Annotated in this window: 20 protein-coding genes and 1 pseudogene; 13 read left to right on the plus strand and 8 right to left on the minus strand. The window is 70.7% G+C overall.

Features of this window, described 5'->3' with window-relative positions; genetic code table 11:
• Positions 1–37 precede the first annotated feature (37 nt).
• Positions 38–1,054 carry a DNA polymerase ligase N-terminal domain-containing protein gene (locus ABZ860_RS11375; protein ID WP_357218340.1) on the plus strand — a complete coding sequence of 339 codons (1,017 nt, stop codon included), beginning with the start codon at positions 38–40 and terminating at the stop codon, positions 1,052–1,054.
• Between the two features lie 44 nt (positions 1,055–1,098).
• The gene (locus ABZ860_RS11380) at positions 1,099–1,467 is read left to right on the plus strand and encodes a hypothetical protein (protein WP_357218342.1); all 369 of its coding nucleotides are present in this window, start codon (positions 1,099–1,101) and stop codon (positions 1,465–1,467) included.
• An 11-nt stretch (positions 1,468–1,478) separates the two neighbouring features.
• On the opposite strand, the gene ABZ860_RS11385 is transcribed toward ABZ860_RS11380, so the two are convergent.
• The gene (locus ABZ860_RS11385) at positions 1,479–2,096 is read right to left on the minus strand and encodes a sigma-70 family RNA polymerase sigma factor (RefSeq protein ID WP_357218344.1); all 618 of its coding nucleotides are present in this window, start codon (positions 2,094–2,096) and stop codon (positions 1,479–1,481) included.
• Between the two features lie 205 nt (positions 2,097–2,301).
• Here ABZ860_RS11385 and ABZ860_RS11390 point away from each other — a divergent pair, with 205 nt between their 5' ends.
• Positions 2,302–2,466, plus strand: coding sequence for a hypothetical protein (locus ABZ860_RS11390; protein ID WP_357218347.1), 165 nt, complete (start codon positions 2,302–2,304; stop codon positions 2,464–2,466).
• Positions 2,467–2,540: 74 nt separating this feature from the next.
• Here the strand turns inward: ABZ860_RS11390 and ABZ860_RS11395 are convergent, their stop codons facing one another.
• A complete protein-coding gene (locus ABZ860_RS11395) occupies positions 2,541–3,830 on the minus strand; it encodes a site-2 protease family protein (RefSeq protein ID WP_357218349.1) in 1,290 nt (429 codons plus the stop codon).
• Between the two features lie 267 nt (positions 3,831–4,097).
• On the opposite strand from ABZ860_RS11395, the gene ABZ860_RS11400 reads away from it, so the two are divergent.
• A complete protein-coding gene (locus ABZ860_RS11400; RefSeq protein WP_357218350.1) occupies positions 4,098–4,541 on the plus strand; it encodes an ester cyclase in 444 nt (147 codons plus the stop codon).
• Positions 4,542–4,549: 8 nt separating this feature from the next.
• Here ABZ860_RS11400 and ABZ860_RS11405 read toward each other — a convergent pair.
• Positions 4,550–4,695 (minus strand): annotated as a pseudogene (locus tag ABZ860_RS11405) (IS5/IS1182 family transposase); the annotation flags it as partial.
• Here ABZ860_RS11405 and ABZ860_RS11410 point away from each other — a divergent pair.
• From ABZ860_RS11410 to ABZ860_RS11425, 4 genes are all read left to right on the plus strand, one after another.
• Positions 4,673–4,924, plus strand: a complete 252-nt coding sequence (locus ABZ860_RS11410) for a hypothetical protein (RefSeq protein WP_357218800.1) — start codon at positions 4,673–4,675, stop codon at positions 4,922–4,924. The pseudogene ABZ860_RS11405 and the gene ABZ860_RS11410 sit on opposite strands and share 23 nt — an antisense overlap.
• A gap of 257 nt (positions 4,925–5,181) precedes the next feature.
• Entirely contained in the window at positions 5,182–5,655 is a 474-nt protein-coding gene (locus tag ABZ860_RS11415; protein WP_357218353.1) for a transcriptional regulator, read from the plus strand.
• Complete coding sequence (locus ABZ860_RS11420; protein ID WP_357218356.1) at positions 5,645–6,811, plus strand: FAD-dependent monooxygenase; 1,167 nt, start codon at positions 5,645–5,647, stop codon at positions 6,809–6,811. Before ABZ860_RS11415 ends, ABZ860_RS11420 begins: the two co-directional genes overlap by 11 nt.
• Positions 6,808–7,764, plus strand: a complete 957-nt coding sequence (locus ABZ860_RS11425) for an alpha/beta hydrolase (RefSeq protein WP_357218358.1) — start codon at positions 6,808–6,810, stop codon at positions 7,762–7,764. Before ABZ860_RS11420 ends, ABZ860_RS11425 begins: the two co-directional genes overlap by 4 nt.
• Before the next feature lie 204 nt (positions 7,765–7,968).
• Here ABZ860_RS11425 and ABZ860_RS11430 read toward each other — a convergent pair whose 3' ends face one another.
• Together ABZ860_RS11430 and ABZ860_RS11435 are read right to left on the minus strand one after the other, a co-directional pair.
• Positions 7,969–8,277, minus strand: coding sequence for a GNAT family N-acetyltransferase (locus ABZ860_RS11430; protein WP_357218360.1), 309 nt, complete (start codon positions 8,275–8,277; stop codon positions 7,969–7,971).
• A 106-nt stretch (positions 8,278–8,383) separates the two neighbouring features.
• Positions 8,384–10,702 carry a cellulose binding domain-containing protein gene (locus ABZ860_RS11435; RefSeq protein WP_357218363.1) on the minus strand — a complete coding sequence of 773 codons (2,319 nt, stop codon included), beginning with the start codon at positions 10,700–10,702 and terminating at the stop codon, positions 8,384–8,386.
• A gap of 493 nt (positions 10,703–11,195) precedes the next feature.
• Between ABZ860_RS11435 and ABZ860_RS11440 the strand changes: the two genes are divergently transcribed.
• Positions 11,196–12,509 carry an FAD-dependent oxidoreductase gene (locus ABZ860_RS11440; RefSeq protein WP_357218366.1) on the plus strand — a complete coding sequence of 438 codons (1,314 nt, stop codon included), beginning with the start codon at positions 11,196–11,198 and terminating at the stop codon, positions 12,507–12,509.
• A 10-nt stretch (positions 12,510–12,519) separates the two neighbouring features.
• Here the strand turns inward: ABZ860_RS11440 and ABZ860_RS11445 are convergent, their stop codons facing one another.
• Both ABZ860_RS11445 and ABZ860_RS11450 read right to left on the minus strand, forming a co-directional pair.
• Positions 12,520–17,370, minus strand: coding sequence for a HAMP domain-containing protein (locus ABZ860_RS11445; protein ID WP_357218368.1), 4,851 nt, complete (start codon positions 17,368–17,370; stop codon positions 12,520–12,522).
• Positions 17,371–17,765: 395 nt separating this feature from the next.
• The gene (locus tag ABZ860_RS11450) at positions 17,766–18,188 is read right to left on the minus strand and encodes a DUF6098 family protein (protein WP_357218371.1); all 423 of its coding nucleotides are present in this window, start codon (positions 18,186–18,188) and stop codon (positions 17,766–17,768) included.
• A gap of 357 nt (positions 18,189–18,545) precedes the next feature.
• Between ABZ860_RS11450 and ABZ860_RS11455 the strand changes: the two genes are divergently transcribed.
• Positions 18,546–18,704: a hypothetical protein gene (locus ABZ860_RS11455; RefSeq protein ID WP_357218374.1), complete on the plus strand. Its 159-nt coding sequence runs from the start codon at positions 18,546–18,548 to the stop codon at positions 18,702–18,704.
• Positions 18,705–18,735: 31 nt separating this feature from the next.
• Here ABZ860_RS11455 and ABZ860_RS11460 read toward each other — a convergent pair whose 3' ends face one another.
• Positions 18,736–19,392 carry a helix-turn-helix domain-containing protein gene (locus tag ABZ860_RS11460; protein ID WP_357218376.1) on the minus strand — a complete coding sequence of 219 codons (657 nt, stop codon included), beginning with the start codon at positions 19,390–19,392 and terminating at the stop codon, positions 18,736–18,738.
• Positions 19,393–19,490: 98 nt separating this feature from the next.
• Here ABZ860_RS11460 and ABZ860_RS11465 point away from each other — a divergent pair, with 98 nt between their 5' ends.
• The 3 genes from ABZ860_RS11465 (at position 19,491) to ABZ860_RS11475 (ending at position 22,668) form a co-directional block, all read left to right on the plus strand.
• Positions 19,491–20,729 carry an acyl-CoA dehydrogenase family protein gene (locus tag ABZ860_RS11465; RefSeq protein WP_357218377.1) on the plus strand — a complete coding sequence of 413 codons (1,239 nt, stop codon included), beginning with the start codon at positions 19,491–19,493 and terminating at the stop codon, positions 20,727–20,729.
• Entirely contained in the window at positions 20,726–21,469 is a 744-nt protein-coding gene (locus ABZ860_RS11470) for an SDR family NAD(P)-dependent oxidoreductase (RefSeq protein ID WP_357218379.1), read from the plus strand. Before ABZ860_RS11465 ends, ABZ860_RS11470 begins: the two co-directional genes overlap by 4 nt.
• A 149-nt stretch (positions 21,470–21,618) precedes the next feature.
• Positions 21,619–22,668 carry an amidohydrolase family protein gene (locus ABZ860_RS11475; protein ID WP_357218382.1) on the plus strand — a complete coding sequence of 350 codons (1,050 nt, stop codon included), beginning with the start codon at positions 21,619–21,621 and terminating at the stop codon, positions 22,666–22,668.
• Positions 22,669–22,726 lie beyond the last annotated feature (58 nt).

The following is a 22,726-nucleotide window of genomic DNA, read 5'->3' on the forward strand; positions in this document are numbered from 1 at the left end:
CAAGGTGACACGCTTGTCACCCACGGGGAGTCACACCATGGGTAGGACCAGTGGGATGGCGGACAAACTCGAGACCTACCGGGCCAAGCGCGACGCGACGCGCACCAGGGAGCCGATTCCCGCCGAAGGGCCGCTGCCGCGGGGCGAGGACGACACGTTCGTCATCCAGGAGCACCACGCCAGATCTCTCCACTGGGACCTGCGCCTGGAGCGGGGCGGGGTGCTGGTCTCCTGGGCGATCCCCAAGGGCCTGCCGCCCGACCCCGCGACCAACCACCTCGCCGTCCACACCGAGGACCACCCCATGGAGTACGCCCGGTTCGAGGGCGAGATCCCCAAGGGCGAGTACGGCGGCGGCACGATGACGATCTGGGACCGCGGCCACTACGCGACCGAGAAGTGGAGCGACCGCGAGGTCAAGATCGTGCTGAGCGGCTCCCGGGTCGCGGGCCGCTACGTGCTGTTCCAGACCCGGGGCCGCAACTGGATGATCCACCGGATGGACCCGCCCAGCGGGCAGTGGGAGCCTCCGCCCGCCTCGCTCGCGCCGATGACGCCGGTGACCCGCGCCCGCGCGCCGCGCGACCCGGAGGCGTACGCCTGGGAGTTCTGGTGGGGTGGCGCGCGGGCGCTCGCGTACGTGGAGGGCGGCAGGCTCACGCTGCGCGACGCGGCCGGCGCGGACGTCACGGGGGAGCACCGCTGGCTGCGCCCGCTGGCCGAGTCGTTCGGCAGCAGGGCGGCCGTGCTCGACGGTGAGGTCGTCACGTTCGCGGGCACCCCCGTCTACGTCGCCTACGACCTGCTCTACGACGACGGCCGGTCGTTGCTGGACGAGCCGTTCGAGCGCCGCCGCGCGGGCCTGGAGGACCTCGCGGTGAACGGGCCGCGCTGGCAGACCGCGCCGTCCTGGCCCGGGGACGCCGACGCGGTGCGGCGGGCGGCGGCCGAGCAGGGCCTGCCCGGAGTGGTGGGCAAGCGCCTCGACTCCGCGTACGCGCCGGGGGAGGAGTCCGCCGCCTGGGTGCGGCTGCCGGGCAGGGCCTCAGGATGAAGGCCGGTGGCGCGGGGTAGGGAGGACGAGGGGGAGGTGTCGAGATGTCCGAGCAGCACCACCCGGTCACCGGCGAGCACAAGTACGAGCAGGAGATCTCCTCTGCGGACGAGCACGAGGAGCGCCCGGGCCGCAGCCTGGTCACGACCGACCACGAGGTGATCAGGCGGTGGGCCGAGGAGCGGGACGCGAGACCCGCCACCGTCCCCGGCACCGAGCACGAGGGCCGCCCCGGAGTCCTCCGGTTCGACTTCCCGGGCTACGGCGGCGAAGACCTGGAGGAGATCTCCTGGGACGAGTGGTTCACGACGTTCGAGGAGCGCAAGCTCAACTTCATCTACCAGGAGCACCGCAAGGACGGCAGCCCGAGCAACTTCTTCCGGCTGGAGAACCCCGAGCGCGAGGACGCCTGAGCCCCTTTCGCCTAGGTCTTCTCGCCGTCCTGTGCGGCGGCGCTCGCCGACCGGAGCAGGCCGAGTTCGGCCGCGTAGTCCTCCAGCTTCGTCCGCAACTGGCGGCGTCCCCGGTGCAGGCGCGACATGACCGTGCCGATGGGGACGTCCATGATCTGCGCGATCTCCTTGTAGGCGAAGCCCTCCACGTCGGCGAGGTAGACCGCCAGCCGGAAGTCCTCGGGCAGCTCCTGCAGCGCCTGCTTCACGCGGGAGTCGGGCAGCCCCTCCAGGGCCTCCACCTCAGCCGACTTGAGGCCCGACGAGGTGTGCGAGGCCGCCTCCGCGAGCTGCCAGTCCTCCACGTCCTCGGTCGCGGATCGCTGCGGCTGCCGCTGCTGCCTGCGGTAGGTGTTGATGTAGGTGTTGGTCAGGATGCGGTACAGCCATGCCCGCAGGTTCGTGCCCTCGCGGAACTGGTGGAAGTTGCTGAAGGCCCGCATGTAGACGTCCTGCACCAGGTCTTCGGCGTCGGCGGGGTTGCGGGCGAGCCGTAGGGCGCCGGCATAGATCTGGTCGATGTACGGCAATGCGTCCCGCTCGAACCGCAGCCGCCGTCGTTCGACCGCCGTGTCGTCGACGATCGTCATATCCCCACCTCCTTGAGAGCCTGCCTCTATCAGTTACGACCGCTTTGTCCGGTACGGTCGCACGGTCCGCCTACCCCTGGTCTCCCTTTCAACACGGCTCGCGTCTCTGTTTTCGGCTACCGCGGCCCGTCCTGCGATCCGACCGAATGTCCGCGCCGCCCGGGGGTACGCGAAGACGGAGAGGCAGCAGCCCGAGGAGGAGGCCATGCCGAAGGACAACCCGGGACCGGAGATTCCGGACCGGCTGCCGCCGCTGGCGCAGTCACCCGACGTGGAGCCCGGGGAGGATCTGGACGGAGGCGCGTCCGGCGACTGGCACGCTCCCGGCGCCGACTCACCCGACGACGTCGAGGAGCCCGCCGACGAGTGACCTGTGCCGGACGACCTGTGCCGGACGACCTGGGCCGGGCGACCTGTGCCGGGTGACGCAGGGCCCGGCGGCGTTCAGGCGGCGTCGCGGCGACCGGCCGGCGGGAGCGTACCCGGAGCAGGGCCCCCGGAGGCCGGGCCGCCGGAAGTGGGTCCGCCGGGGTGAGGGCCTCCGGGGGTGCGGCCCCCGGGAGGGGGCGGGGCGAGGTCGGCCCCGCGCGGCGTCCGGTACGGCTCGTGCGCCCGCAGGTCCACCGTCTGGATGGTCCTGCTGATGTCGGTGGGGGTGACCAGGCCGACGAGACGGCCGTCGTCGTCCAGCACCACCGCCCGGCCGTCCGCGCCGCCGCTCATCCGCTGGAGCAACTCCGTGAGCTGGTCGCCGGGGCGCGCGGCGGGCACGTCCGACGGCGGGCACGCGATGTCCCGCAACCTGGTGATCGCCCGGTCGTCGGGCGGCACCCGCCGGACGCGGCCCAGCGTCACCAGGCCCGCGAACCGGCCGCCGTCGTCCAGCAGCGGATAGGTGGACAGGTGGTGGCGTAGCACGAGCCGGTCGATCAGACCGGCCACGGTCTCGTCGGGATGGGCGACGACCGGGTCGCGCGACATGACCTCGCCCACCGTGATCCCGTGCAGGGCGGCGTCGATCTGCGTCTGCTGCTCCTCCGCGGTGGCCGCGTTCACCAGGAACAGGCCGATCAGAGCCAGCCAGAACCCCTGGAGGCCGAGACCGGAGACGAGGTTGAGGAAGCCGAGCGCGATCAGGGCGTAGCCGAAGACCCGGCCGGCCCGGGCGGCGGCCACGGCGGCGCGCATGCGGTCGTGCCAGCGGGCCCACAGGAAGGCGCGCAGCACCCGGCCGCCGTCCAGCGGCGCGGCGGGCACCAGGTTGAACACGGCCAGCAGCACGTTCACCGCGGCCAGGTAGGCGAACATCCCGCTGATCAGCGGCAGCGCCCCGATGGCCGAAAGCCCCCAGGACACGAGGGCGAAGAGGCCGCCGAGCACGGCGCTGGTCAGCGGCCCCACCCCGGCGATCTTGAGGTCGGCGCCGGGGGAGCGGGGCTCCCCGCGCAGTTCGGCGACCCCACCGAGCAGCCAGAGGGTGATGCCGTTGACCTCCAGCCCGTGCCGCCTGGCGACGATCGCGTGAGCCAGCTCGTGCGCGAGCAGTGAGGCGAGGAAGAGCAGGGCCGACACCACCGCGGCCAGAACGTACGCCGCCGTGGGCAGACCGGGGAAGGCGATGGGGAAGCGCCCGAAGGCCAGCCCGATCACCAGGATCACGACGATCACGAGGACGCTGATGTTGAGCCCGACCGGGACCCCGCCCACGCGGCCGAGACTGATCGACGATCGCATCCTGCCACCCCCTCGGCCCTCCGCTGTGATTGGCCTACCCACAAAGACGCAGGTCACGCGGCGGACGGGGACCTGGAGACGCCGACGCGCGGTCAGCCGGACGCCGCCGGAACCGCCGTGCGGAATGGCGTGCGCAAATGGCGTAACCGTGTGAGAACCGGAACCCGCTCGTGGTGCTCCGGCGGCGTAATCGTGGGCAGCGCCTGACCGGCCTCTGGCTAAAGTTGTTGGACTGCGTTACAAACCGACCGTCGAAGGACTGTCGTCATGTCCGATCCATGGGCTGTGAAACGCCGGCTGGCCGACGCGCTCAACGAACACGATCTCGAGGCCGTGCTCGATACTTTCAGTCCGGACGCCGTCCTCGTCTCGCCCTTCGGTGTGGCCGAGGGACATGAGCAGATCGGGTGGATGTACGAGCAGATCTTCAAAAGTTTTCCCGACTTCCGGCTGATCGTGTGGTACGAAGCCGTCACCTGCGAGGCGCCCTTGATGGTGGAGTGGACGGCCACGGGCACGCACCTCGGGCCTGTTCTGCTGCCGAACGGGCGCGAACTGGAGGGCACCGGTCGTCCGGTCACTTTCCGCGGCACCTGCGCGTCCTTCATCGAGGACGGCAAGATCAAGACCCATCGGGAGTACTTCGACCAGTTGGAGCTGTACACCCAGCTCGGTCTGTGCCTCACGGAGGCCCCGGGGCTGAGCGCTTAGACGATGACTCATTTGGATAGTCGGCGGTAGCAAAATGAGGGCTGCGGCGATGGCGACGAAGGCTGGGAAGTGGTCTGCCCGGCGTTCGTAGCGTCGGTGTAAGCGGCGGCCGCCGACCAAGCCAGGAGACCGTGCGCTCGACGACCCAGCGGTGGCTCCGCCTACTTCCACGACCCCGACGAAGCGCCGGGCCGACGCCGGCTTTCCCGATCGAACGGTACGGCCTGGAAGGCGCCTTCTGGCTGTACGGCGACGTCGGAGACTGGCTGGACGACCCGGAGCGTCGAGTCCTCCTGCTCGACGCGCAGCGCTCGATGGAATCGGTGCCGTCGCTGCTCGGGGTCAGCGGCCACCTGCTCACCATCGCCAAACACGATCAGTGACACGTGGGGGGCGGCGGCCCCTGCTTCTACGGTGGAGCGACTCTGACGCCGGTCCGGTAAACGCTCTTCTTGCCTGCTCTTGCCGCTCAGGCCAGACGGTCGGTGAGCCGGTCGGCTCGGAGGGGCGGTTGGGCCGGCCGGACCGGCAGCAGGGAACTTCTCAAGTCCGACGAGACAGAACACCCCCTCACGATCTCTTGTTTCGACACAATATTCAGTACATACTGAAGTTTATAGAAGATTGTGGAGGTGAGCGGATGGCAGAAGACAGGAAGCGGCTCCTTGAGTGGGTCGAGCGGGCGGCAGCCTTCTGCATCGACGAATATGCCGTCCCGCCCATAGCCGGCCGTGTGCTGGCCTGGTTGATGATCTGTGACCCGCCGGAGCAGTCGGCGGGTCAGATCGCCGAGGCGATCGGGGCGAGCAGGGCATCGCTGGCCACCAGCATGCGTCTGCTCATCGACGCCGGGTTCGTGCGCCGTCGCACCCGTCCCGGGCAGAAAACCCACTACTACCAGGTGGACGATGACGCCTGGGAACGGGTCATCCGGCGCAGGGTGGCGGGCCTGGCCGCCTTCCGCGAGATCACCGCGGCGGGCATGGAGCTGGCCGGCTCCGATCCTGCGCGCACCGGGCGGCTGCGCGCGGCGCACAACGTCTTCGACTGGATGGACAAGGCCTTCGCGAGCATGCCCGGGCCGCAGCACGAGGGAGAGGTTGATGAACGCTGAGCGGGGTCGCACCGCGATCGTGGCCGGGGCCGGGATCGGAGGGCTGGCCGCGGCCGTCGGCCTGCTGCGCGGAGGGTGGGACGTGACCGTGCTGGAGCGGGCGCGGGAACTGGGCGAGGTGGGCGCCGGCTGGTCGTTCGCGCCGAACGCGTTGCGCGCGGCCGACGCCCTTGGCGTCGGCGAGGAGTTCCGGGCTTGTTCGGTGCCCACCGAGGCGGGCGCCACGATGCGGCTGCCGGACGGGACCTACCTGGTGAGGTTCCAGCCGGACGCTGATCAGGCGCTGCTCGCCAACCACCGCGCCGATCTGCAGCGCGTGCTGGCCCGGCACGTACCGGCCGAGCGGATCCGTACCGGCACCGAGGTGACCGGCGTCCGCCAGGACGGCGGCGGCGTCACGGTCACCTGCCGGGACGGCTCCGAGCTGCGGGCCGATCTGCTGGTCGGGGCCGACGGCATTCACAGCACGGTACGCCGCGGCGTCTGGCCCGACGCGCCCGAGCCTGTCTTCCAGCGCATTCTGTGCTGGCGCGGGGTGACAGAGCCGGGCGCGGTCTGGCCGGTGAGCGGGTTTCAGACCTGGGGGCGCGGCGCCCGGTTCGGCGCGCATCCTCTGGTAGGTGAGCGGGTGTTCTGGTTCCTCACCGTGCGCCAGGAGGAGCCGGGGCTGCGTTTCGATGACGATCTGGGGGAGGTGTCGTCCAGGACCCGCGGCTGGCACGACCCGATCCCGGCGCTGCTGGCCGCCACGCGGCCCGAAGCGGTGCTGTGTCACGACATCTACGACCTGGACCCCCTGCCCAGCTACGTGAAGGGCCGCATCGCGCTGCTGGGCGATGCCGCCCACGCGATGACTCCCTTCCTGGCGCAAGGCGCCTGCCAGGCACTGGAGGACGCGGTCGTGCTCGCGGCCGAGACGGCCCGGGTGACCTCCGTCCCGCAGGCTCTCGACCGCTACGACCAGGCCCGCCGCCCGCGCACCCAGCAGGTGCAGCGCATGGCGAGGACCGACCCCAGGCTCAGCCTGTCCACCAGCGGCGCCACCTACCGGCTCATGACCACGATGACCCGTCTGGCCTCCTCCGGCGTGGCCCGCCGCAAGAGCTCCCGGCTCTGGGACTGGACCCCTCCACTCTCCACGGAAGTGACACGATGACGATCGAGCACATCACGTTCCGCAGCGGCGACGTACGCTGCGCGGCCGACCTCCACCTGCCGCGGGAAGCCGACGGGCCGGTGCCCGGCGTGGTGATGGGGCACAGCGTCCACATGGTGAAGGAGGCTCTGGCGCCCGGCGCCGCCTACCTGACACGGGCCGGCTTCGCCGTGCTCGCGATCGACTATCGCACCATCGGCGCCAGTGAGGGCCACCCGCGCGGCCAGGTCTTCCCGCACCGCTACGTCGACGACGTCCGCAATGCCGTCACCTATCTGCAAGGCCGCCCCGAGGTCGACGCGGCCAGGATCGGGCTGTGGGGGCACAGCCTGGGCGCAACCGTGGCGATCCAGGCGGCCGCGATCGACCGCCGAGTCCGATGTGTCGCCTGCCAGAACCCCAGCATGTTCAACGGCTGGCGAGCCATGGAGAAGGCCCGTGGCCGGGCCGGCGTCCAGGGCCTGCTCGACGTGGTCGACCAGGATCTGCGCCAGCGGTACGAGACCGGCAGCGGGATGCGCATGCCCCTGCTCGGCACCGGCGACCCGCACATCGTGGACTACCTGGCACTGGCCAAGGAGGTCTTCCCGACCTTCGACGACGAGGTAGAGGCTGAGTCACTGGCCCAGATACTGTTGTGGGCGCCGGAGGCGTTCCTCGAACGCCTCGCCCCCCGGCCGCTCCTCATCGTTACCGGGCGTGAGGATCTCACTCACGACATCGACGAGGTTCTGGACGCCTACGAGCGGGCACGCGAACCGAAACTCCTTGAGATCCTGCCCTACGACGAGCGTGGCCTGTCGGTGGAACCCGGACTCGGCCAGGCCATGGGCATCGCGGCCGAGTGGTTTCGCCGGCACTTGGTCGAGGCGGAGCCGTTCGTTCCCTCTCCGCCGGCCCGCGAGGTGCGTGCCAAGGGTCTGCGGCCCGAATTCTCCCCTCAGCAGGCCTGACAGCCCCCTGCTCCACCTGTACGGAAGCGTTGAGCAGCCACACGATCCTGAGCGCCGGCCCTGACGCCTGTGACCGTCCGCTTCGCCCCCACCCCGGCGCCCGCCCTGAACAACGGTCACCGTGACGGTCGTGATCGGCTGATGTCCTGCTGGTCCGCCTGTCTGAGGGTCTCCGCGTTCCGACAGATGCGTTCATGACTGAGATCAGATTCGGAAACCGGACAAGGGGGCCGCGCAGAGAGTCTGCTCGGCGTCGAATTCCTCGAACGTGCTGACGGTGCGGAAGCCGAGGCGGGCGGCGAGTTTCAGGGATCGCTGGTTCGCGGTCTGGGTCACGACCAGGACCGGCTGATCGGGGAGTTCGTCAGCCGCGGCGCGCAATGCTGCCGTTGCGGCCTCGTACGCGAATCCGGCGCCCCACGCACTGCGCCGCAGTACATAGCCCAGTTCCAGTTCGCCGCCGTCCTCAATGACGTGTCCGGGACGACCGACCGGCCGGCGGGCGAGCATCAAGGTGCCGATAAAGGACGCGCTCGGGGCGGCGGGGGCGGCGGCGGGCCGGGCCGCGCGGCGGCGGCCGCGGACCTCGCCAGGTGGGTCCGCGGCCGCCGCCGGGGTCTCATCTCAGATAGATGTTCGGCCTGGCCGGGGTGGACATGCCGTCCCCGAGGAAGAAGCCCGTGTGGGGCGGCTGGTTGTAGGCGGTGTTCTGCCAGGCGACCGCCACCCGGTATGTCGGATCGTGCATCAGCGTGTAGATCTGCCGGCTCGTCGCCGTGGTCGTGCTGTAGATCCGCAGGGCGGTGTTGTCGCTCGTCGGCCAGACGACCTCCTCGCGCCAGTCGCCGAACAGGTCGGCCGACAGGGACGGGGTGGACTTGGTGCCGTTGTTGGAGTGCACCCCGTCGGCCGTCAGCAGCCGGGTGTCGGAGCCGGTGCCGTACTTGTCGATGTGGGTGCCGTCGAGGAGTTCGCGGACGGGGTCGGCGTCCCACCAGGCGAGGAAGTTCGCCGAGCCCGGCTTGCGCCCGACGTTCTGCCCCTTCGTGTTGAAGATGCCGCTGACGGCCGACGACCACGACTCGGCGCCCGGACTGCCGGACCAGACGTCGTCGGAGACGCCGCGGCCGTTGTCGCAGCCGCAGGAGGCGTTGCTCCAGATGATCGAGCCGGTGCGGGCGTCGGCCATCCACGCGGCGGGCTTGCTGGTGTCCTCGTCCACCTTGAACACCTCCAGCCCGGCGCGCGACGGGTCGAGGTCGCCGACGTGCAGCGCGTCGCCGTGGCCGTTGCGGGTGTTCCACAGCGCCGAGCCGTTGTCGTTGATCGCCATCGCGCCGAAGACGATCTCGTCCTTGCCGTCGGCGTCCACGTCGGCGACGGCCAGGTTGTGGTTGCCCTGGCCGGTGTACTGGCTGCCGGCGGAGTTGGAGTCGAACTTCCACCGCTCGACCAGTGCGCCGTTGCGGAAGTCCCAGGCCGCGATGACCGTACGGGTGTAGTAGCCGCGCGACATGATCAGCGACGGGCGGGTGCCGTCGAGGTAGGCGGTGGCGGCGAGGAAGCGGTCCACGCGGTTGCCGTACGAGTCGCCCCACGAGGAGACCGTCCCGCGCGGCGGGTCGTAGTCCACGGTGGACAGGGCCGCGCCGGTCTGACCGTTGAACATGGTCAGATACTCGGGACCGGACAGGACGTAGCCGGAGGAGTTGCGGTAGTCGGCCGAGGAGTTGCCGATGACCCTCCCGGTGCCGTCCCTGGTGCCGTCGGCGGTCTTCATCGCCACCTCGGCCCTGCCGTCGCCGTCGTAGTCGTACACCTGGAACTGGGTGTAGTGGGCGCCGGCGCGGATGTTGCGGCCGAGGTCGATCCGCCACATGCGGGTGCCGTTGAGCCTGTACGCGTCGACGAACACGTTGCCGGTGTAGCCGGACTGGGAGTTGTCCTTGGCGTTGGACGGGTCCCACTTCAGCACGAACTCGTACTGCCCGTCGCCGTCGAGGTCGCCCACGCTCGCGTCGTTGGCGCTGTAGGTGTAGGCCACGCCGTCGGGCGTCGTGCCGCCGGACGGCGGCTGGACGGGCACGTCGAGGTGGTCGCCGCCGGTGAAGCGCAGTGACGTCTCCGACGCCGCCTGCTCGGCGCCGTTCACCACGGCCCGCACGGTGTACGTGGCGTCGGCGGCGGCCCCGGAGTCGAAGTAGTTCGTGGAGTTGGTGATCGGCGAGGAGTTCAGCTTCGTCGAGCCCCGGTAGACGTTGAACCCCGTGCCGATGCTCTCGGTGCCGAGCAGGCGCCAGGACACCAGGTTGCCGCTGCCCGACCGCACGCTGATCAGGCCGCGGCCCAGGTCCTCCATCTGCCGCGCGCCCGCCGGGATGCTCGTGGGGCTCGCGGAGGGGCTGGGCGTGGGGCTCGCGGAGGGGCTGGGCGTGGGGCTCGCCGAGGGCGAACTGGTCGGACTCGCACTGGGACTCGCACTGGGGCTCGCACTGGGACCCGTGCTGGGGCTGCTCGTGACCCCGCCGGTGCAGGTGGTGCCGTTGAGCGCGAAGCTCGCGGGCACGGGGTTGGACGAGTCGTTCCACGAGCCGTTGAAGCCGAACGACGCCGTGCCGCCGGTGGGGATCGAGGCGTTGTAACCGGCGTCCTTGGCGCTGACCTGCGCGCCGCTCTGGGTGACCGTGGCGTTCCACGCCTGCGTGACGGTCTGGCCGGCGGTGTACGACCAGGTGAGCGTCCAGCCGTTGACCGCGTCGCCGAGATTGGTGATCGTGACGGCGGCTCCGAATCCGCCCTGCCACTGGTTGGTCACCTGGTAGTCCACCCGGCAGCCCGCCGCCGCGGAGGCGGGCAGGGCCGGCAGGACCCCGGCCCCCGCGAGCGCGGCGGCCGCGGCCACGGCGGCGACCAGAGCGGATCTTCGTCGTGTGGTCATCTGGAGCTCCATGAGGGGGTGCCGATGGGGGCGCAGCATTCGGCCGGCGTCAGGGCGCCGGAAGCACGGGCGCGATCGGGGTTCTCCGAGACGGGACCTCCGGGGGTCGGACCTGCCCCGGCGGGTACGGTGCGACGGATGCGCCGGGGTGCGTCATCACAACGCGAAACCGGTGGTGTGGTCAATCAGCTTCGGTTCATCGATGTGAACGCAATCATCCGACGCGTCCGGCCCGCCGACCTGCGGCTGGTAGGAGCCGCTGCGGGCGTGTCACCTGCGTGTCGAGGACGCGCGGCGATCAGTGAAACTTTCAGTCCCGCCTGCCGTGCGGATCTGTGAACGATCACAGATCTGATCTCTCATCCCGGTCTCCCCCCAGTCTCCTCCTGGGCTCCCACGGTGGCGTGGAGCCGCTGCATCCGCCCCGCCGTCCGGGTTCGAAGTCCCTGAAGGGAGCCGTCGCGCGTGCGGCCGGTCAGGGAGGGGATCGCTCATGCCACAGCCCGCCACCGTGATCGTCGTCGGCGCGGGGCTCGCCGGTCTGGCCTGCGCCTGGCACCTGCGTCAGGAGGGGGTGCCGGTCCGCGTCCTGGAGGCGTCCGACGGCGTGGGCGGCCGGATCCGCACCGATCGGGTGAACGGCTTCCGGCTCGACCGGGGATTCCAGGTCTTCAACACCAGCTACCCCGAGGCCAGCCGGGTCCTCGACATCCGCGCGCTGGACCTGCGGCGGTTCACCAACGGAGCGATGATCTTCCGGGGCGGCCGGCGCGAGCGGGTGGCGCTGCCCTGGCGGCACCCGCGGCACGCACTCAGCGGCCTGCTCGCCTCGGTGGGCACGCCGTTCGACAAGGCGGTGCTCGCCGCGGTGACCGCCCGCGACCTGCTGCTCCCCGACTCCCTCGTACGGCGGCGCGGCGGAGCCGAGCGCACCACGCTGGCCGAGCTGCGGCGCTGGGGCGCGTCTCCCGAGATCGTGGAGAACCTGTTCCGCCCCCTGCTCGCGGGAGTCGTGCTGGAGCGGGAGCTGGAGACCTCCGGCCGGATCTTCCACCTGCTGTGGCGGTCGTTCTCCCGCGGCAGGATCGGCGTGCCGGCCCTCGGCATGGAACGGATCCCCGCGCAGCTCGCCGCCCGCCTGCCGGAGGACGCGATCGCGCTGGAGACGCCGGTCGGCGCGCTGACTCCCGACGGCGTGGCCCTCGCGGGCGGGGGCGAGATCGCGGGCGCGGCCGTGGTGGTGGCGGTGGATCCGCCCACGGCCGCGCGGCTGGTGCCCGGCCTGCCGGTGCCCGCGATGCGGCCGGTCACGACCTTCTACCACGCCGCCCCTGCCTCGCCTCTCGGCGAGCCCACGCTGGTCGTGGACGCGACGGGAGTGATCACCGACACGATCGTGATCACCGACGCCGCGCCCGAGTACTCCGCCGACGGCCGGGCCCTGATCTCCACCTCGGTCCTCGGCGTCCACGGCGACCGGGATGAGCCCTGGGTGCGGGCCAGGCTCACCGAGGTCTACGGCGACACCTCGTCGTGGGAGCACGTCGCCACCTATGCGATCGAGGCGGCCCTGCCCGCCATGCCGCCCCCGATGCCGCTCCGTCGTCCGGTGCGCCTGGAGGCGGTGGGGCTGGGCGCCCGGCGCTACGTGTGCGGCGACCACCGGGACACCGGCTCCCACCAGGGCGCGCTGGTCTCCGGACGGCGGGCCGCCCGGGCGGTGCTCGAGGACCTGCGCAGGGCGGCGCGGGCCCGGGGCCGTCGCACCGCCCCCGCCTCGGGCCCGGCCCCGACCCGTCAGCCCTGAGCCGCCGCGCCTACCTGTCGCCGTTGCCGGGCAGGTCCAGCCAGCGCTGCATGCAGACGATGAGCTCCTCGGCGTCCACCGGCTTGGTGACGTAGTCGCTCGCGCCCGACGTCAGCGTCTTCTCGCGGTCGCCGTGCATGGCCTTGGCGGTGACCGCGATGATCGGCAGCTGGGCGAAGCGCGGCATGGACCGGATGGCGGAGGTGGCGGCGTAGCCGTCCATCTCCGGCATCATGATGTCCATCAGCACCAGGTCCACGTCGTCGTTGCGCATCAGCACCTCGATGCCCTTGCGGCCGTTCTCCGCGTACAGCACCTGCATGCCGTGCAGCTCAAGGATCGTGGTGAGCGCGAAGACGTTGCGCACGTCGTCGTCCACGACCAGCACCTTGCGGCCCACGAGCGCGCTGTCGACCTTTCCGAGCTCCTGCCCCCCCTCCTCCGAGGCCGGCTGCACGAGCGGCAGGACGCTGCCGGGCTCCTCGGCGGACAGGTGCAGGGTGATCCGCTCGCGCAGCTCGTCGAGGCTGGGCAGGCGCTCCAGCGGCTGGTTGCGGGAGCGCACCTGCAGCAGGTCCTCCTGCGGGCGCGACAGCTTGCGGGAGTGGTGCGCGAGCACCGGCAACGCGCGCAGCGCGGGATCGGAGTCGAGTCCCTTGAGGAAGTCGGCCGCGGCGTCGTGCGGCATGCCGAGGTCGAGCACGACGCAGTGGACGCTCTCCTGCCGCAGCATCGACAGCGCGGACTGGGCGTCGTTCGCGGTCGACACCAGGACCGGCCCGTGGGTGTCGTGCAGGTCGGCCGCGACGCTCTGGGCCAGCATGGACAGCAGGCCGCCGGGCCTGGCCTCGACGACCAGCAGGCGACGCCCCGCCCTGCCGTCTCTCCGGCCGCCCGTGGTCTGCTCCGCCGCGGGCGCGGGGTACGCGGCGACGGAGTGCATGGCGATCAGCGGCGGCTCCTCCTCCCGCGTCTCGGGTTCGTCCCTCTGCACGCCGTCGAAGTGGGCCTGCGGGAGGTAGAGCGTGAACGTGCTGCCCTCGCCCAGCGTGCTGGTCGCGCGGATCTCGCCGCCGAGCAGGGTCGCGATCTCCCGGCTGATCGACAGGCCGAGCCCGGTGCCGCCGTACTTGCGGCTGGTCGTGCCGTCGGCCTGCTGGAAGGCGTCGAAGATCTGCGAGAGGTTCTCCGCGGCGATGCCGATGCCGGTGTCCACCACGTGGAAGGCCAGGACCTCCTGGCCGGCGGCGTCCGGCAGGTGCACGTCGGCCGCCCGTTCGATGCGCAGCTCGACCGAGCCCGTCTCGGTGAACTTGACCGCGTTCGACAGCAGGTTGCGCAGCACCTGCCGCAGCCGCTGCTCGTCGGTGAGCAGCTGGGCCGGCACGTCGGAGGCCACCGTCACCCCGAACCGCAGCCCCTTCTGGGTGGTCAGCGGGCGGAAGTTGGCGTCCACGTAGTCGAGCAGCTGGCGCAGGCTGACCGGCTCCGGCGTGATGTCCATCTTGCCGGCCTCGATCTTGGACAGGTCGAGGATGTCGTTGATGAGCTGGAGCAGGTCGGTGCCGGCCGAGTGGATGACGTTGGCGTACTCCACCTGCTTCGGCGTGAGGTTGCGGGTGGGATTCTGGGACAGGAGCTGTGCCAGGATGAGCAGCGAGTTGAGCGGGGTGCGCAGCTCGTGGCTCATGTTGGCGAGGAACTCGCTCTTGTACTTCGACGCCAGCGCGAGCTGCTGGGCGCGGTCCTCCAGCTCCTGGCGGGCCTGCTCGATCTCGCTGTTCTTGGTCTCGATGTCACGGTTCTGCTGGGCCAGCAGCTCCGCCTTCTCCTCCAGCTCGGCGTTCGACCGCTGCAGCTCCTCCTGCCGCACCTGGAGCTCGGTGGCGAGCCGCTGCGATTCGGCCAGCAGCGCGTCGGTGCGGGCGTTGGCCACGATCGTGTTGACGTTGACGCCGATCGTCTCGACGAGCTGCTCCAGGAAGTTCCGGTGGATGCCGGCGAAGCGCCCGAGGCTCGCCAGCTCGATCACGCCGAGCACCTGGTCCTCGACCACGATCGGCAGCACGATGAGGTTGACGGGCCCGGCCTCGCCGAGACTGGACGACACGGTCAGGTAGCCCGGCGGGATGTCCTCCACCAGGATCGTCCGCCTGGCCTGCGCGGCCTGGCCGACCAGCGATTCGCCGAACGCGTAGCGGCGCGAGGTGTCGCGGTGGCCGTAGCAGCCGACCACCCGCAGCTCCGCGCCCGCCGGGGTCTCCTCGGCCAGCAGGAACGTGCCGTGCTGCGCGTTGACCAGCGGGGCCAGCTCGTTCATGACCAGCTCGGCGACCGCAGACAGGTCGCGGTGGCCCTGCATGAGCCCGGAGATGCGGGCGAGGTTGGTCTTGAGCCAGTCCTGCTCCTGGTTGGCCCTGGTCGACTCGCGCAGGGACTCCACCATGGAGTTGACGTTGTCCTTGAGGTCGGCCAGCTCGCCCTCCGCGTCCACGGTGATGGAGCGGGTGAGGTCGCCGGAGGTGACCGCGCTGGTCACCTCGGCGATCGCGCGGACCTGCCGGGTGAGATTGCTGGCCAGCTCGTTGACGCTCTCGGTCAGCCGCTTCCAGGTGCCGGACACGCCCTCGACCTCGGCCTGGCCGCCCAGCCGTCCCTCGGTGCTGACCTCGCGCGCGACGCGGGTGACCTCGGCGGCGAAGGAGGACAGCTGTTCGACCATCGTGTTGATGGTCGTCTTCAGCTCCAGGATCTCGCCGCGGGCGACGACGTCGATCTTCCTGGTCAGGTCGCCCCGCGCGACGGCCGTGGTGACCTGGGCGATGGAGCGCACCTGGTTGGTCAGGTTGTCGGCCATCGAGTTGACGTTGTCGGTGAGGTCCTTCCAGGTGCCCGCCACGTTGGGCACCCGGGCCTGGCCGCCGAGCTGGCCCTCCGTGCCCACCTCGCGGGCGACGCGGGTGACCTCGTCGGCGAACGCGCTCAGCGTGTCGACCATGGTGTTGATGGTCTGGGCGAGCGCGGCGACCTCGCCCTTGGCCTCGACAGTGATCTTCTGCGACAGGTCGCCCTTGGCGACCGCCGTGGCGACCTGGGCGATCGAGCGCACCTGGCTGGTGAGGTTGGACGCCATCACGTTGACGGAGTCGGTCAGGTCCTTCCAGGTGCCCGACACACCGCGTACGGTGGCCTGGCCGCCCAGGCGTCCCTCGGTGCCGACCTCGCGGGCGACGCGGGTGACCTCGTCGGCGAACGAGGACAGCTGGTCGACCATCGTGTTGATGGTCTCCTTCAGCTCCAGGATCTCGCCGCGGGCGTCGACGCGGATCTTCTGCGACAGGTCGCCCTTGGCGACCGCGGTGGTCACCTCGGCGATGCTGCGCACCTGGTCGGTGAGGTTGTCGGCCATGACGTTCACCGACTCGGTCAGCGCCTTCCAGGTGCCGGAGACGCCCTTGACGTCGGCCTGGCCGCCCAGGCGTCCCTCGGTGCCGACCTCGCGGGCGACGCGGGTGACCTCGTCGGCGAACGCGCTCAGCGTGTCGACCATGGTGTTGATGGTCTGGGCGAGCGCGGCGACCTCGCCCTTGGCCTCGACGGTGATCTTCTGCGACAGGTCGCCCTTGGCCACGGCCGTGGCGACCTGGGAGATGTTGCGGACCTGGCTGGTGAGGTTGCCGGCCATGAAGTTGACGGAGTCGGTGAGGTCACGCCAGGTGCCGGACACGCCCTTGACGTCGGCCTGGCCGCCCAGCTGGCCCTCGGTGCCGACCTCGCGGGCGACGCGGGTGACCTCGTCGGCGAACGACGAGAGCTGGTCGACCATGGTGTTGACGGTGTTCTTGAGTTCGAGGATCTCGCCGCGGGCGTCGACGGTGATCTTCTGGGAGAGGTCGCCCTTGGCGACGGCCGTGGTCACCTGGGCGATGGAGCGGACCTGGCTGGTGAGGTTGCCGGCCATGAAGTTGACGGAGTCGGTGAGGTCGCGCCAGGTTCCGGCGACGCCGGGCACCTGCGCCTGGCCGCCCAGCCGTCCCTCCGTGCCAACTTCGCGGGCGACGCGGGTGACCTCGTCGGCGAACGACGAGAGCTGGTCGACCATGGTGTTGACGGTGTTCTTGAGTTCGAGGATCTCGCCGCGGGCGTCGACGGTGATCTTCTGGGAGAGGTCGCCCTTGGCGACGGCCGTGGTGACCTCGGCGATGGAGCGGACCTGGCTGGTGAGGTTGCCGGCCATGAAGTTGACGGAGTCGGTGAGGTCGCGCCAGGTTCCGGCGACGCCGGGCACCTGCGCCTGGCCGCCGAGCTGGCCCTCGGTGCCGACCTCGCGGGCGACGCGGGTGACCTCGTCGGCGAACGACGAGAGCTGGTCGACCATGGTGTTGACGGTGTTCTTGAGTTCGAGGATCTCGCCGCGGGCGTCGACGGTGATCTTCTGGGAGAGGTCGCCCTTGGCGACGGCGGTGGTGACCTCGGCGATGGAGCGGACCTGGCTGGTGAGGTTGCCCGCCATCGCGTTCACCGAGTCGGTGAGGTCCTTCCAGGTGCCGGACACCCCCGGCACCTCGGCCTGGCCGCCGAGCTGGCCCTCGGTGCCCACCTCCCGCGCCACGCGCGTCACCTCGGAGGTGAACAGGGAGAGCTGGTCGACCATCCCGTTGAAGACCGTCGCGATCTCCGTCAGCAGGCCGTCCCCGTCCTCGGGGAGCCGGGTGCCGAAGTCGCCGTCCCGTACGGCGGTGAGGCCGGCCAGGAGCTGCCGCAGATCCAGTTCGGGGTCACCGCCGGCGGCGCGCGTTGATCGCGCACGCTTCGCGGTGCCTGCCCTCTCGACCATGTCCACCCTCGCGATCACCGTCATGAACAGGAGAAAGAAAGCATATAGAGCACTGCCGAACGCATCGGCCCTGTGACCGCGGCGCGGACGCAGCGGGCACACCGGCCTGCAAGGCTACCGGGCGGACGATCTCCGCGGAGCGCCCGTACAGGCGACGTGTCAGTGTCGATCACGACTTCGGGGTGCATCCGCAGCGTGCATGTACTGCGCCTGTGCTCCGTCTTCGCCGTGGCCCGTGCCGCGCGTGCTGTACGGGGGCCGCCTGCACGATCAGAAGGGCGTGGACGTCCTGCTGCGGGCCGGCGACCCGCCGGTCGATCTCCTGGTGGTGGGGGACGGGCCACGCACCCGGCGGCCGCGCGACCTCGCGGAGCGGCTGGGCACCGCCGCCCGGGTCCACCTGCGGCCGGGCCTGAGCCTCATCCGGTGGAGTCGCGGCCCGCGTCGAACACCTTCTCGTAGTGCTCGCGCGCCTGCTCGACCACCGAGTCGTCGAGCCACGCGACCGGCTCCACCCGGTCGATGAGCGGCTCGTGGTCGGGGCCGCGGGCCGTCACACGACCGGTGAGCACCCATGCGTGCCGCTCCTCGTCCTTCTCGGCCAGGTGCGTGTACTTGCAGATCTGACGGGCCAGCCAGTCACGCAGCGGGAGGGTCCACCAGCGCTCGGCGTCGAGCACGGTCACCGACAGGCCGGGCAGCTCCAGACGGCTCTCGTAGTCGACGCTCGGCTTGCCGGCGTCGGCGTCGGGACCCTTGGAATAGCGCAGGTACAGCCCGGGCCGGTGCTCGACGAGCTCGGTCAGCTCGTCGAGGCTCTTGATCGTCGGTATCCCGCTCACCTCACCCCTCCACGGTCACGCCCGTCGCGTCTCTTCCGGCTGGTCACGCAGGGTAGGGAGGGCGCTGGTCCGGCGGAACGCCGCCGCCCTCGCCGCCGCCCCCGCCTGACCGGCGGAGCTCGGGCTGCTGAGGCTCGGTCATCGTTTCTCCTTTCCGGAAACGCGCCGTAGCGGACAACGCCGCACCGGGAAACGGGCGATCCGGAAAAGGCCCGTCGGCGATGCTGTCCTCCCCTCCCCATCCGCCAACAGGGCAAACCCCCGTCCTGTGAGCGCGGGAGAGGACGTCACGCACAGCAGCCGATTCCGGTGTGGACCGGCCTTGCCTCCGGCGGTTCGTACGCGGATGATGCTTGCGTGCTGGCTTTGATCGAGCTTCTCCTGATGCTGGGAGGGCTCATCTGCCTGGTCCTGGCCGTTTTCGGCCATGGTGACCGTCTTCGGTGGACGGCCGCCGGGCTCGCGCTGTGGCTGCTCGCCGAGCTGGTCCAGCACGCTTACGCCGTCCTGCGCTGATCGCGCCGCCCACCCGGTGCCGGGCGCGGGGTCAGGGGCGCTGCTCGCGTTCGGCGAGGAGGCGGGCGGTCTCGTCGGAGACCTCGCTGGCAAGGACCGCGGAGACCACGTCGATCAGGTGGCTGGTGAACAGGCGGTCGTCCCGGGCCGGGGGGCCGCTCGCCCGGCGGGCCAGCTCGACGTACGTCATGCGGATCGCCATGAAGCGCTGATGCAGGCGTACGGCGCCCTCGGGGAGCAGCGGGGCGACCAGCTCGCGCCAGCGGTCGATGCTGCCGCCGCCGTCCTCGGGGAGGCTGGGCGGCATGCGGTGGACCAGTTGCTCCATGACGCGCAGATAGTCGCGCCCGCCGTCGGGGTCGGCCAGCTTGGCGGCCGCCGGGCGGACGAGCGCGGCGGCGAGCGTACGCCGGGCCTGGGCGGGGGAGTGGGATTCAGAGAGCCGCGGGCCGCGTGCCTCGTACTCGTCCAGGAGCTGGTGGCGTCGTGCCTCGATCTCCGGCCGGTGCTTGGCGAGCACCGCCTTCAGCAGCCCGGTGCGGTCGCCGAAGTGGTACTGCAGCGCGGTGGAGTTGCGCTGCCCGGCGGCGGCGTTGATCTCGCGCAGCGACACCGCGTCGATGCCGCGCTCGGCGAACAGGCGCTCCGCGGCGTCCACGAGCCTCCGGACCGTGGTCTCCGCCGGCATCGCGCCTCCCTTGTCGCTCGTACGGCCGAAGGATACGGTATTTCAGGCGATCGCATTATTTGCCATGTCAACCGCATTATCGTGCCCGTGGGAGGGTCATGGCCATCGACTTCACGCTCGCCCCGGAGCACGAGGAGATACGCGCGCGGGTCCGGACGTTCGTCCAGGAGACGGTGATCCCGGCGGTCACACCGTTCGAGGACTCCGAGGAGAAGGTCCTCACCCGCGAGGAGTACCTCCGGACGATCTTCGACCTGCGCCGCAGGGCCAGGCAGGAGGGGCTCTGGCTGCCGCACATGCCCGAGGAGTGGGGCGGCATGGGCCTCGGCCACGTCGAGCTGGCCATGGTGCAGGCCGAGGCGGCCAAGACCAGGCTCGGCCCGTGGGTGCTCAACTGCGCGGCCCCCGACGAGGGCAACATGCACACGCTGCTGCACTGGGGCACCGACGAGCAGAAGGAGCGCTACCTGCGGCCGCTGCTCGACGGAGTGAAGATGTCGTGCTTCGCGATGACCGAGCCCGAGGTGGCGGGTTCCGACCCGACCCTCATCCGTACGAGCGCCGTGAAGGACGGCGACGAGTGGGTGATCAACGGGCACAAGTGGTTCATCTCCAACGCCCGCAGGGCGAGCTTCGCCATCCTGATCGCGAAGACCGAGTTCGACCTGCCGGAGGGCGCACGGGGCGCCAACACGGCCTTCCTCGTCGACCTGCCCGCCGACGGCTGGAACGACGTACGCGAGATCGAGACCATGCACGGCTCGACCGGCCACAGTGAGATCGTCATCACCGACCTGCGCCTGCCGGACTCCGCCGTGCTCGGCGGGCGGGGCAACGGCCACCGGCTGGGCCAGTACCGCCTCGGCCCGGCCCGGCTGGCGCACTGCATGCGGTGGATATCGCAGGCGGAGACGGCCCTGGACATGATGGTGGGCAGGGCGCTGGACAGGTACAGCCACGGGTCGCTGCTCGCCGACAAGCAGGGCGTGCAGTGGATGATCGCCGACTCGGCCATGGAGCTGTACCAGTGCAAGCTCATGGTCCTGCACGCCGCATCGAAGATCGACAAGGGTGAGGACTTCCGCACCGAGGTCTCGATGGCCAAGCACTTCGTGGCGGGCAGCCTGAACCGGATCGTCGACCGGGCCATCCAGGTGCACGGGGCGCTCGGCTACTCGACCGACACTCCGCTGGCGCACATGTTCCAGCACGCGCGATGGGCGCGGTTCGCGGACGGCGCCGACGAGATCCACCAGATGCGCATCGCCGAGCGCACCATCGAGGCGTATCGCGCCACCGGCTCGACCAGGGCCGCGACGGGAGGACTGCCGCTGTGAACACCGACGACATCTCCGGCAAGGTTGCGCTCGTCACCGGGGGCGCGGGCGGCATCGGCGCGGGGGTCGTCCGCCGCCTGGCCGCGTACGGCGCGCATGTCGTGCTGGCCGACGTCGACGCCGAGGCCGGCGCGCGCACCGCCGAGGAGATCGGCGCCGCGTTCGTGCGGACCGACGTGTCGCGGCTGGAGGACAACCAGGCCGCGGTCGCGCTCGCGGTCGAGCGGCACGGCGGGCTCGACCTCGCCTTCCTCAACGCGGGCGTCGCCTCGGGGTTCGGGCTCGGCGAGGACTTCGACCTCGCCCGCTACCGGCGCGCGATGGGGGTCAACCTCGACGGCGTCGTCTTCGGCGTGCACGCCGTGCTGCCGGCGATGCGGTCCGGGGGCGTGATCGTGGCCACCGCGAGCATGGCGGGGATCGTGGGCATCCCCTCCGATCCCGTCTACGCGGCCAACAAGCACGCGGTCGTCGGGCTCGTCCGCTCGCTCGGCCCGCAACTGGAGCCCCTCGGCATCCGGGTGCAGGGGCTGTGCCCGTCGTTCGCGGACACGGCGATCCTGGACGCCGATGCCAAGGCGCTGCTGGACGAGCTGAAGTTCCCGATCCTCGACGTCGAGACGGTCGTCGACGCGTTCTTCTCGCTGCTGGCGAGCGAGGGCACCGGCGAGTGCTGGTTCGTGGTGCCGGGCCGGGAGAGCCAGCCCTTCCTCTTCCGCCGCGCCCCTGGCCCGCGCTGACCGGCCGGCGGCCGCGTCGTAAGCGGTGCTGCTCCCCCTCGATGGACATGCCGGCGTGTATCGGTGATAACGCATGTGTAGTTCCGTAGTTATTAACACTGATACTCTATCGATGGTTCCAATGGAAACAGAGTGCCGAGGAGCATCGCATGTCCGACCGACTGCGGATCGTCGCAGTGGAAGAGCACGTCGCCCTGCCCGCGATCATGGAGGCGTGGTCGCGGTCCGGGGTGCCGGAACTGCCGAACCTGGGGTTCGGCGACGGTCCCGTCGCCCGGCGACTGCGCGACACCACGGAGACGAGGCTGGCGCACATGGACGACCAGGGAATCGACGTGGCCGTGCTGTCGATCTCGTCACCGGGCGCGCAGAACCTGCCTGACGCGGATGCGGTCGCCGTGGCCCGCGACACCAACGACCATCTCGCGGAGATCGTGGCCGGCAACCCCGGCCGGTTCCAGGCGTTCGCGGCGATCCCGACCCAGTCACCGTCGGCCGCGGCCGCGGAGTTGGAGCGGGCGGTCACCGAACTCGGCTTCCCGGGCGCCATGCTCTACGGGCGCACCGGCTCCAAGCTCGCCGACGACCCGGAGTACGACGAGCTGTACGCCGCCGCGGAGCGGTTGCGCGTTCCCCTCCACTTCCACCCGCAGATGCCTGTGCAGGCGGTGGTGGACGCCTATTACTCGAACATCGGTCCCATCGGGACCGCGCTGGCGGGACCTGCGATCGGCTGGTACTACGACCTGGGCGTGCAGTACCTACGGATGATCTTCTCTGGTGTCTTCGACCGGTACCCGGATCTCCAGGTGATCGCCGGTCACTGGGGAGAGGTCGTGCTCTTCTATCTCGACCACACCGGATTCTTCGCCGACGCCGGTGGCCTGGCTCGCCCTCTCGCCGAATATTTCACGCACAACTTCTGGGTCGCCGGCAGCGGCACCGTCAGCCCCCGCTACCTCCGCTGGACAGCCGAAGTCGTGGGGACGGAACGGATGCTGTACTCCACCGACTACCCCTTCACCTACGGGTTCCGCCCCGGTGGCTTTCCCTTCGTGGACACCAGCGCCGGCGTCGCCCGTTCCTTCCTGGAGAACGCCCCCTTCACCGATGAGCAGAAGGCCGACATCGCCCACCGCAACTGGGAACGCCTCACGTCGCGCGCCGCGCACCCCCACCCGGCGGGCGGGGCGCGGTGATCGGTTCCCGATAATGTGTTCGCCAGGAGCCGCCGGGGCGACGGCCGGGTGGAAGCGG

The sequence above is a fragment of the Microbispora sp. NPDC046973 genome (assembly GCF_040644495.1).
Taxonomy (GTDB): domain Bacteria; phylum Actinomycetota; class Actinomycetes; order Streptosporangiales; family Streptosporangiaceae; genus Microbispora.

Excerpts from the sequence above, each read along its gene's own strand:
- ABZ860_RS11460 (WP_357218376.1), bottom strand. The coding sequence starts at position 19,392 with ATGCCGGCGGAGACCACGGTCCGGAGGCTCGTGGACGCCGCGGAGCGC.
- ABZ860_RS11390 (WP_357218347.1), top strand. The coding sequence starts at position 2,302 with ATGCCGAAGGACAACCCGGGACCGGAGATTCCGGACCGGCTGCCGCCG.
- ABZ860_RS11465 (WP_357218377.1), top strand. The coding sequence starts at position 19,491 with ATGGCCATCGACTTCACGCTCGCCCCGGAGCACGAGGAGATACGCGCG.
- ABZ860_RS11395 (WP_357218349.1), bottom strand. The coding sequence starts at position 3,830 with ATGCGATCGTCGATCAGTCTCGGCCGCGTGGGCGGGGTCCCGGTCGGG.
- ABZ860_RS11400 (WP_357218350.1), top strand. The coding sequence starts at position 4,098 with ATGTCCGATCCATGGGCTGTGAAACGCCGGCTGGCCGACGCGCTCAAC.
- ABZ860_RS11420 (WP_357218356.1), top strand. The coding sequence starts at position 5,645 with ATGAACGCTGAGCGGGGTCGCACCGCGATCGTGGCCGGGGCCGGGATC.
- ABZ860_RS11385 (WP_357218344.1), bottom strand. The coding sequence starts at position 2,096 with ATGACGATCGTCGACGACACGGCGGTCGAACGACGGCGGCTGCGGTTC.
- ABZ860_RS11425 (WP_357218358.1), top strand. The coding sequence starts at position 6,808 with ATGACGATCGAGCACATCACGTTCCGCAGCGGCGACGTACGCTGCGCG.
- ABZ860_RS11440 (WP_357218366.1), top strand. The coding sequence starts at position 11,196 with ATGCCACAGCCCGCCACCGTGATCGTCGTCGGCGCGGGGCTCGCCGGT.
- ABZ860_RS11415 (WP_357218353.1), top strand. The coding sequence starts at position 5,182 with ATGGCAGAAGACAGGAAGCGGCTCCTTGAGTGGGTCGAGCGGGCGGCA.
- ABZ860_RS11375 (WP_357218340.1), top strand. The coding sequence starts at position 38 with ATGGGTAGGACCAGTGGGATGGCGGACAAACTCGAGACCTACCGGGCC.
- ABZ860_RS11380 (WP_357218342.1), top strand. The coding sequence starts at position 1,099 with ATGTCCGAGCAGCACCACCCGGTCACCGGCGAGCACAAGTACGAGCAG.
- ABZ860_RS11475 (WP_357218382.1), top strand. The coding sequence starts at position 21,619 with ATGTCCGACCGACTGCGGATCGTCGCAGTGGAAGAGCACGTCGCCCTG.
- ABZ860_RS11435 (WP_357218363.1), bottom strand. The coding sequence starts at position 10,702 with ATGACCACACGACGAAGATCCGCTCTGGTCGCCGCCGTGGCCGCGGCC.
- ABZ860_RS11445 (WP_357218368.1), bottom strand. The coding sequence starts at position 17,370 with ATGACGGTGATCGCGAGGGTGGACATGGTCGAGAGGGCAGGCACCGCG.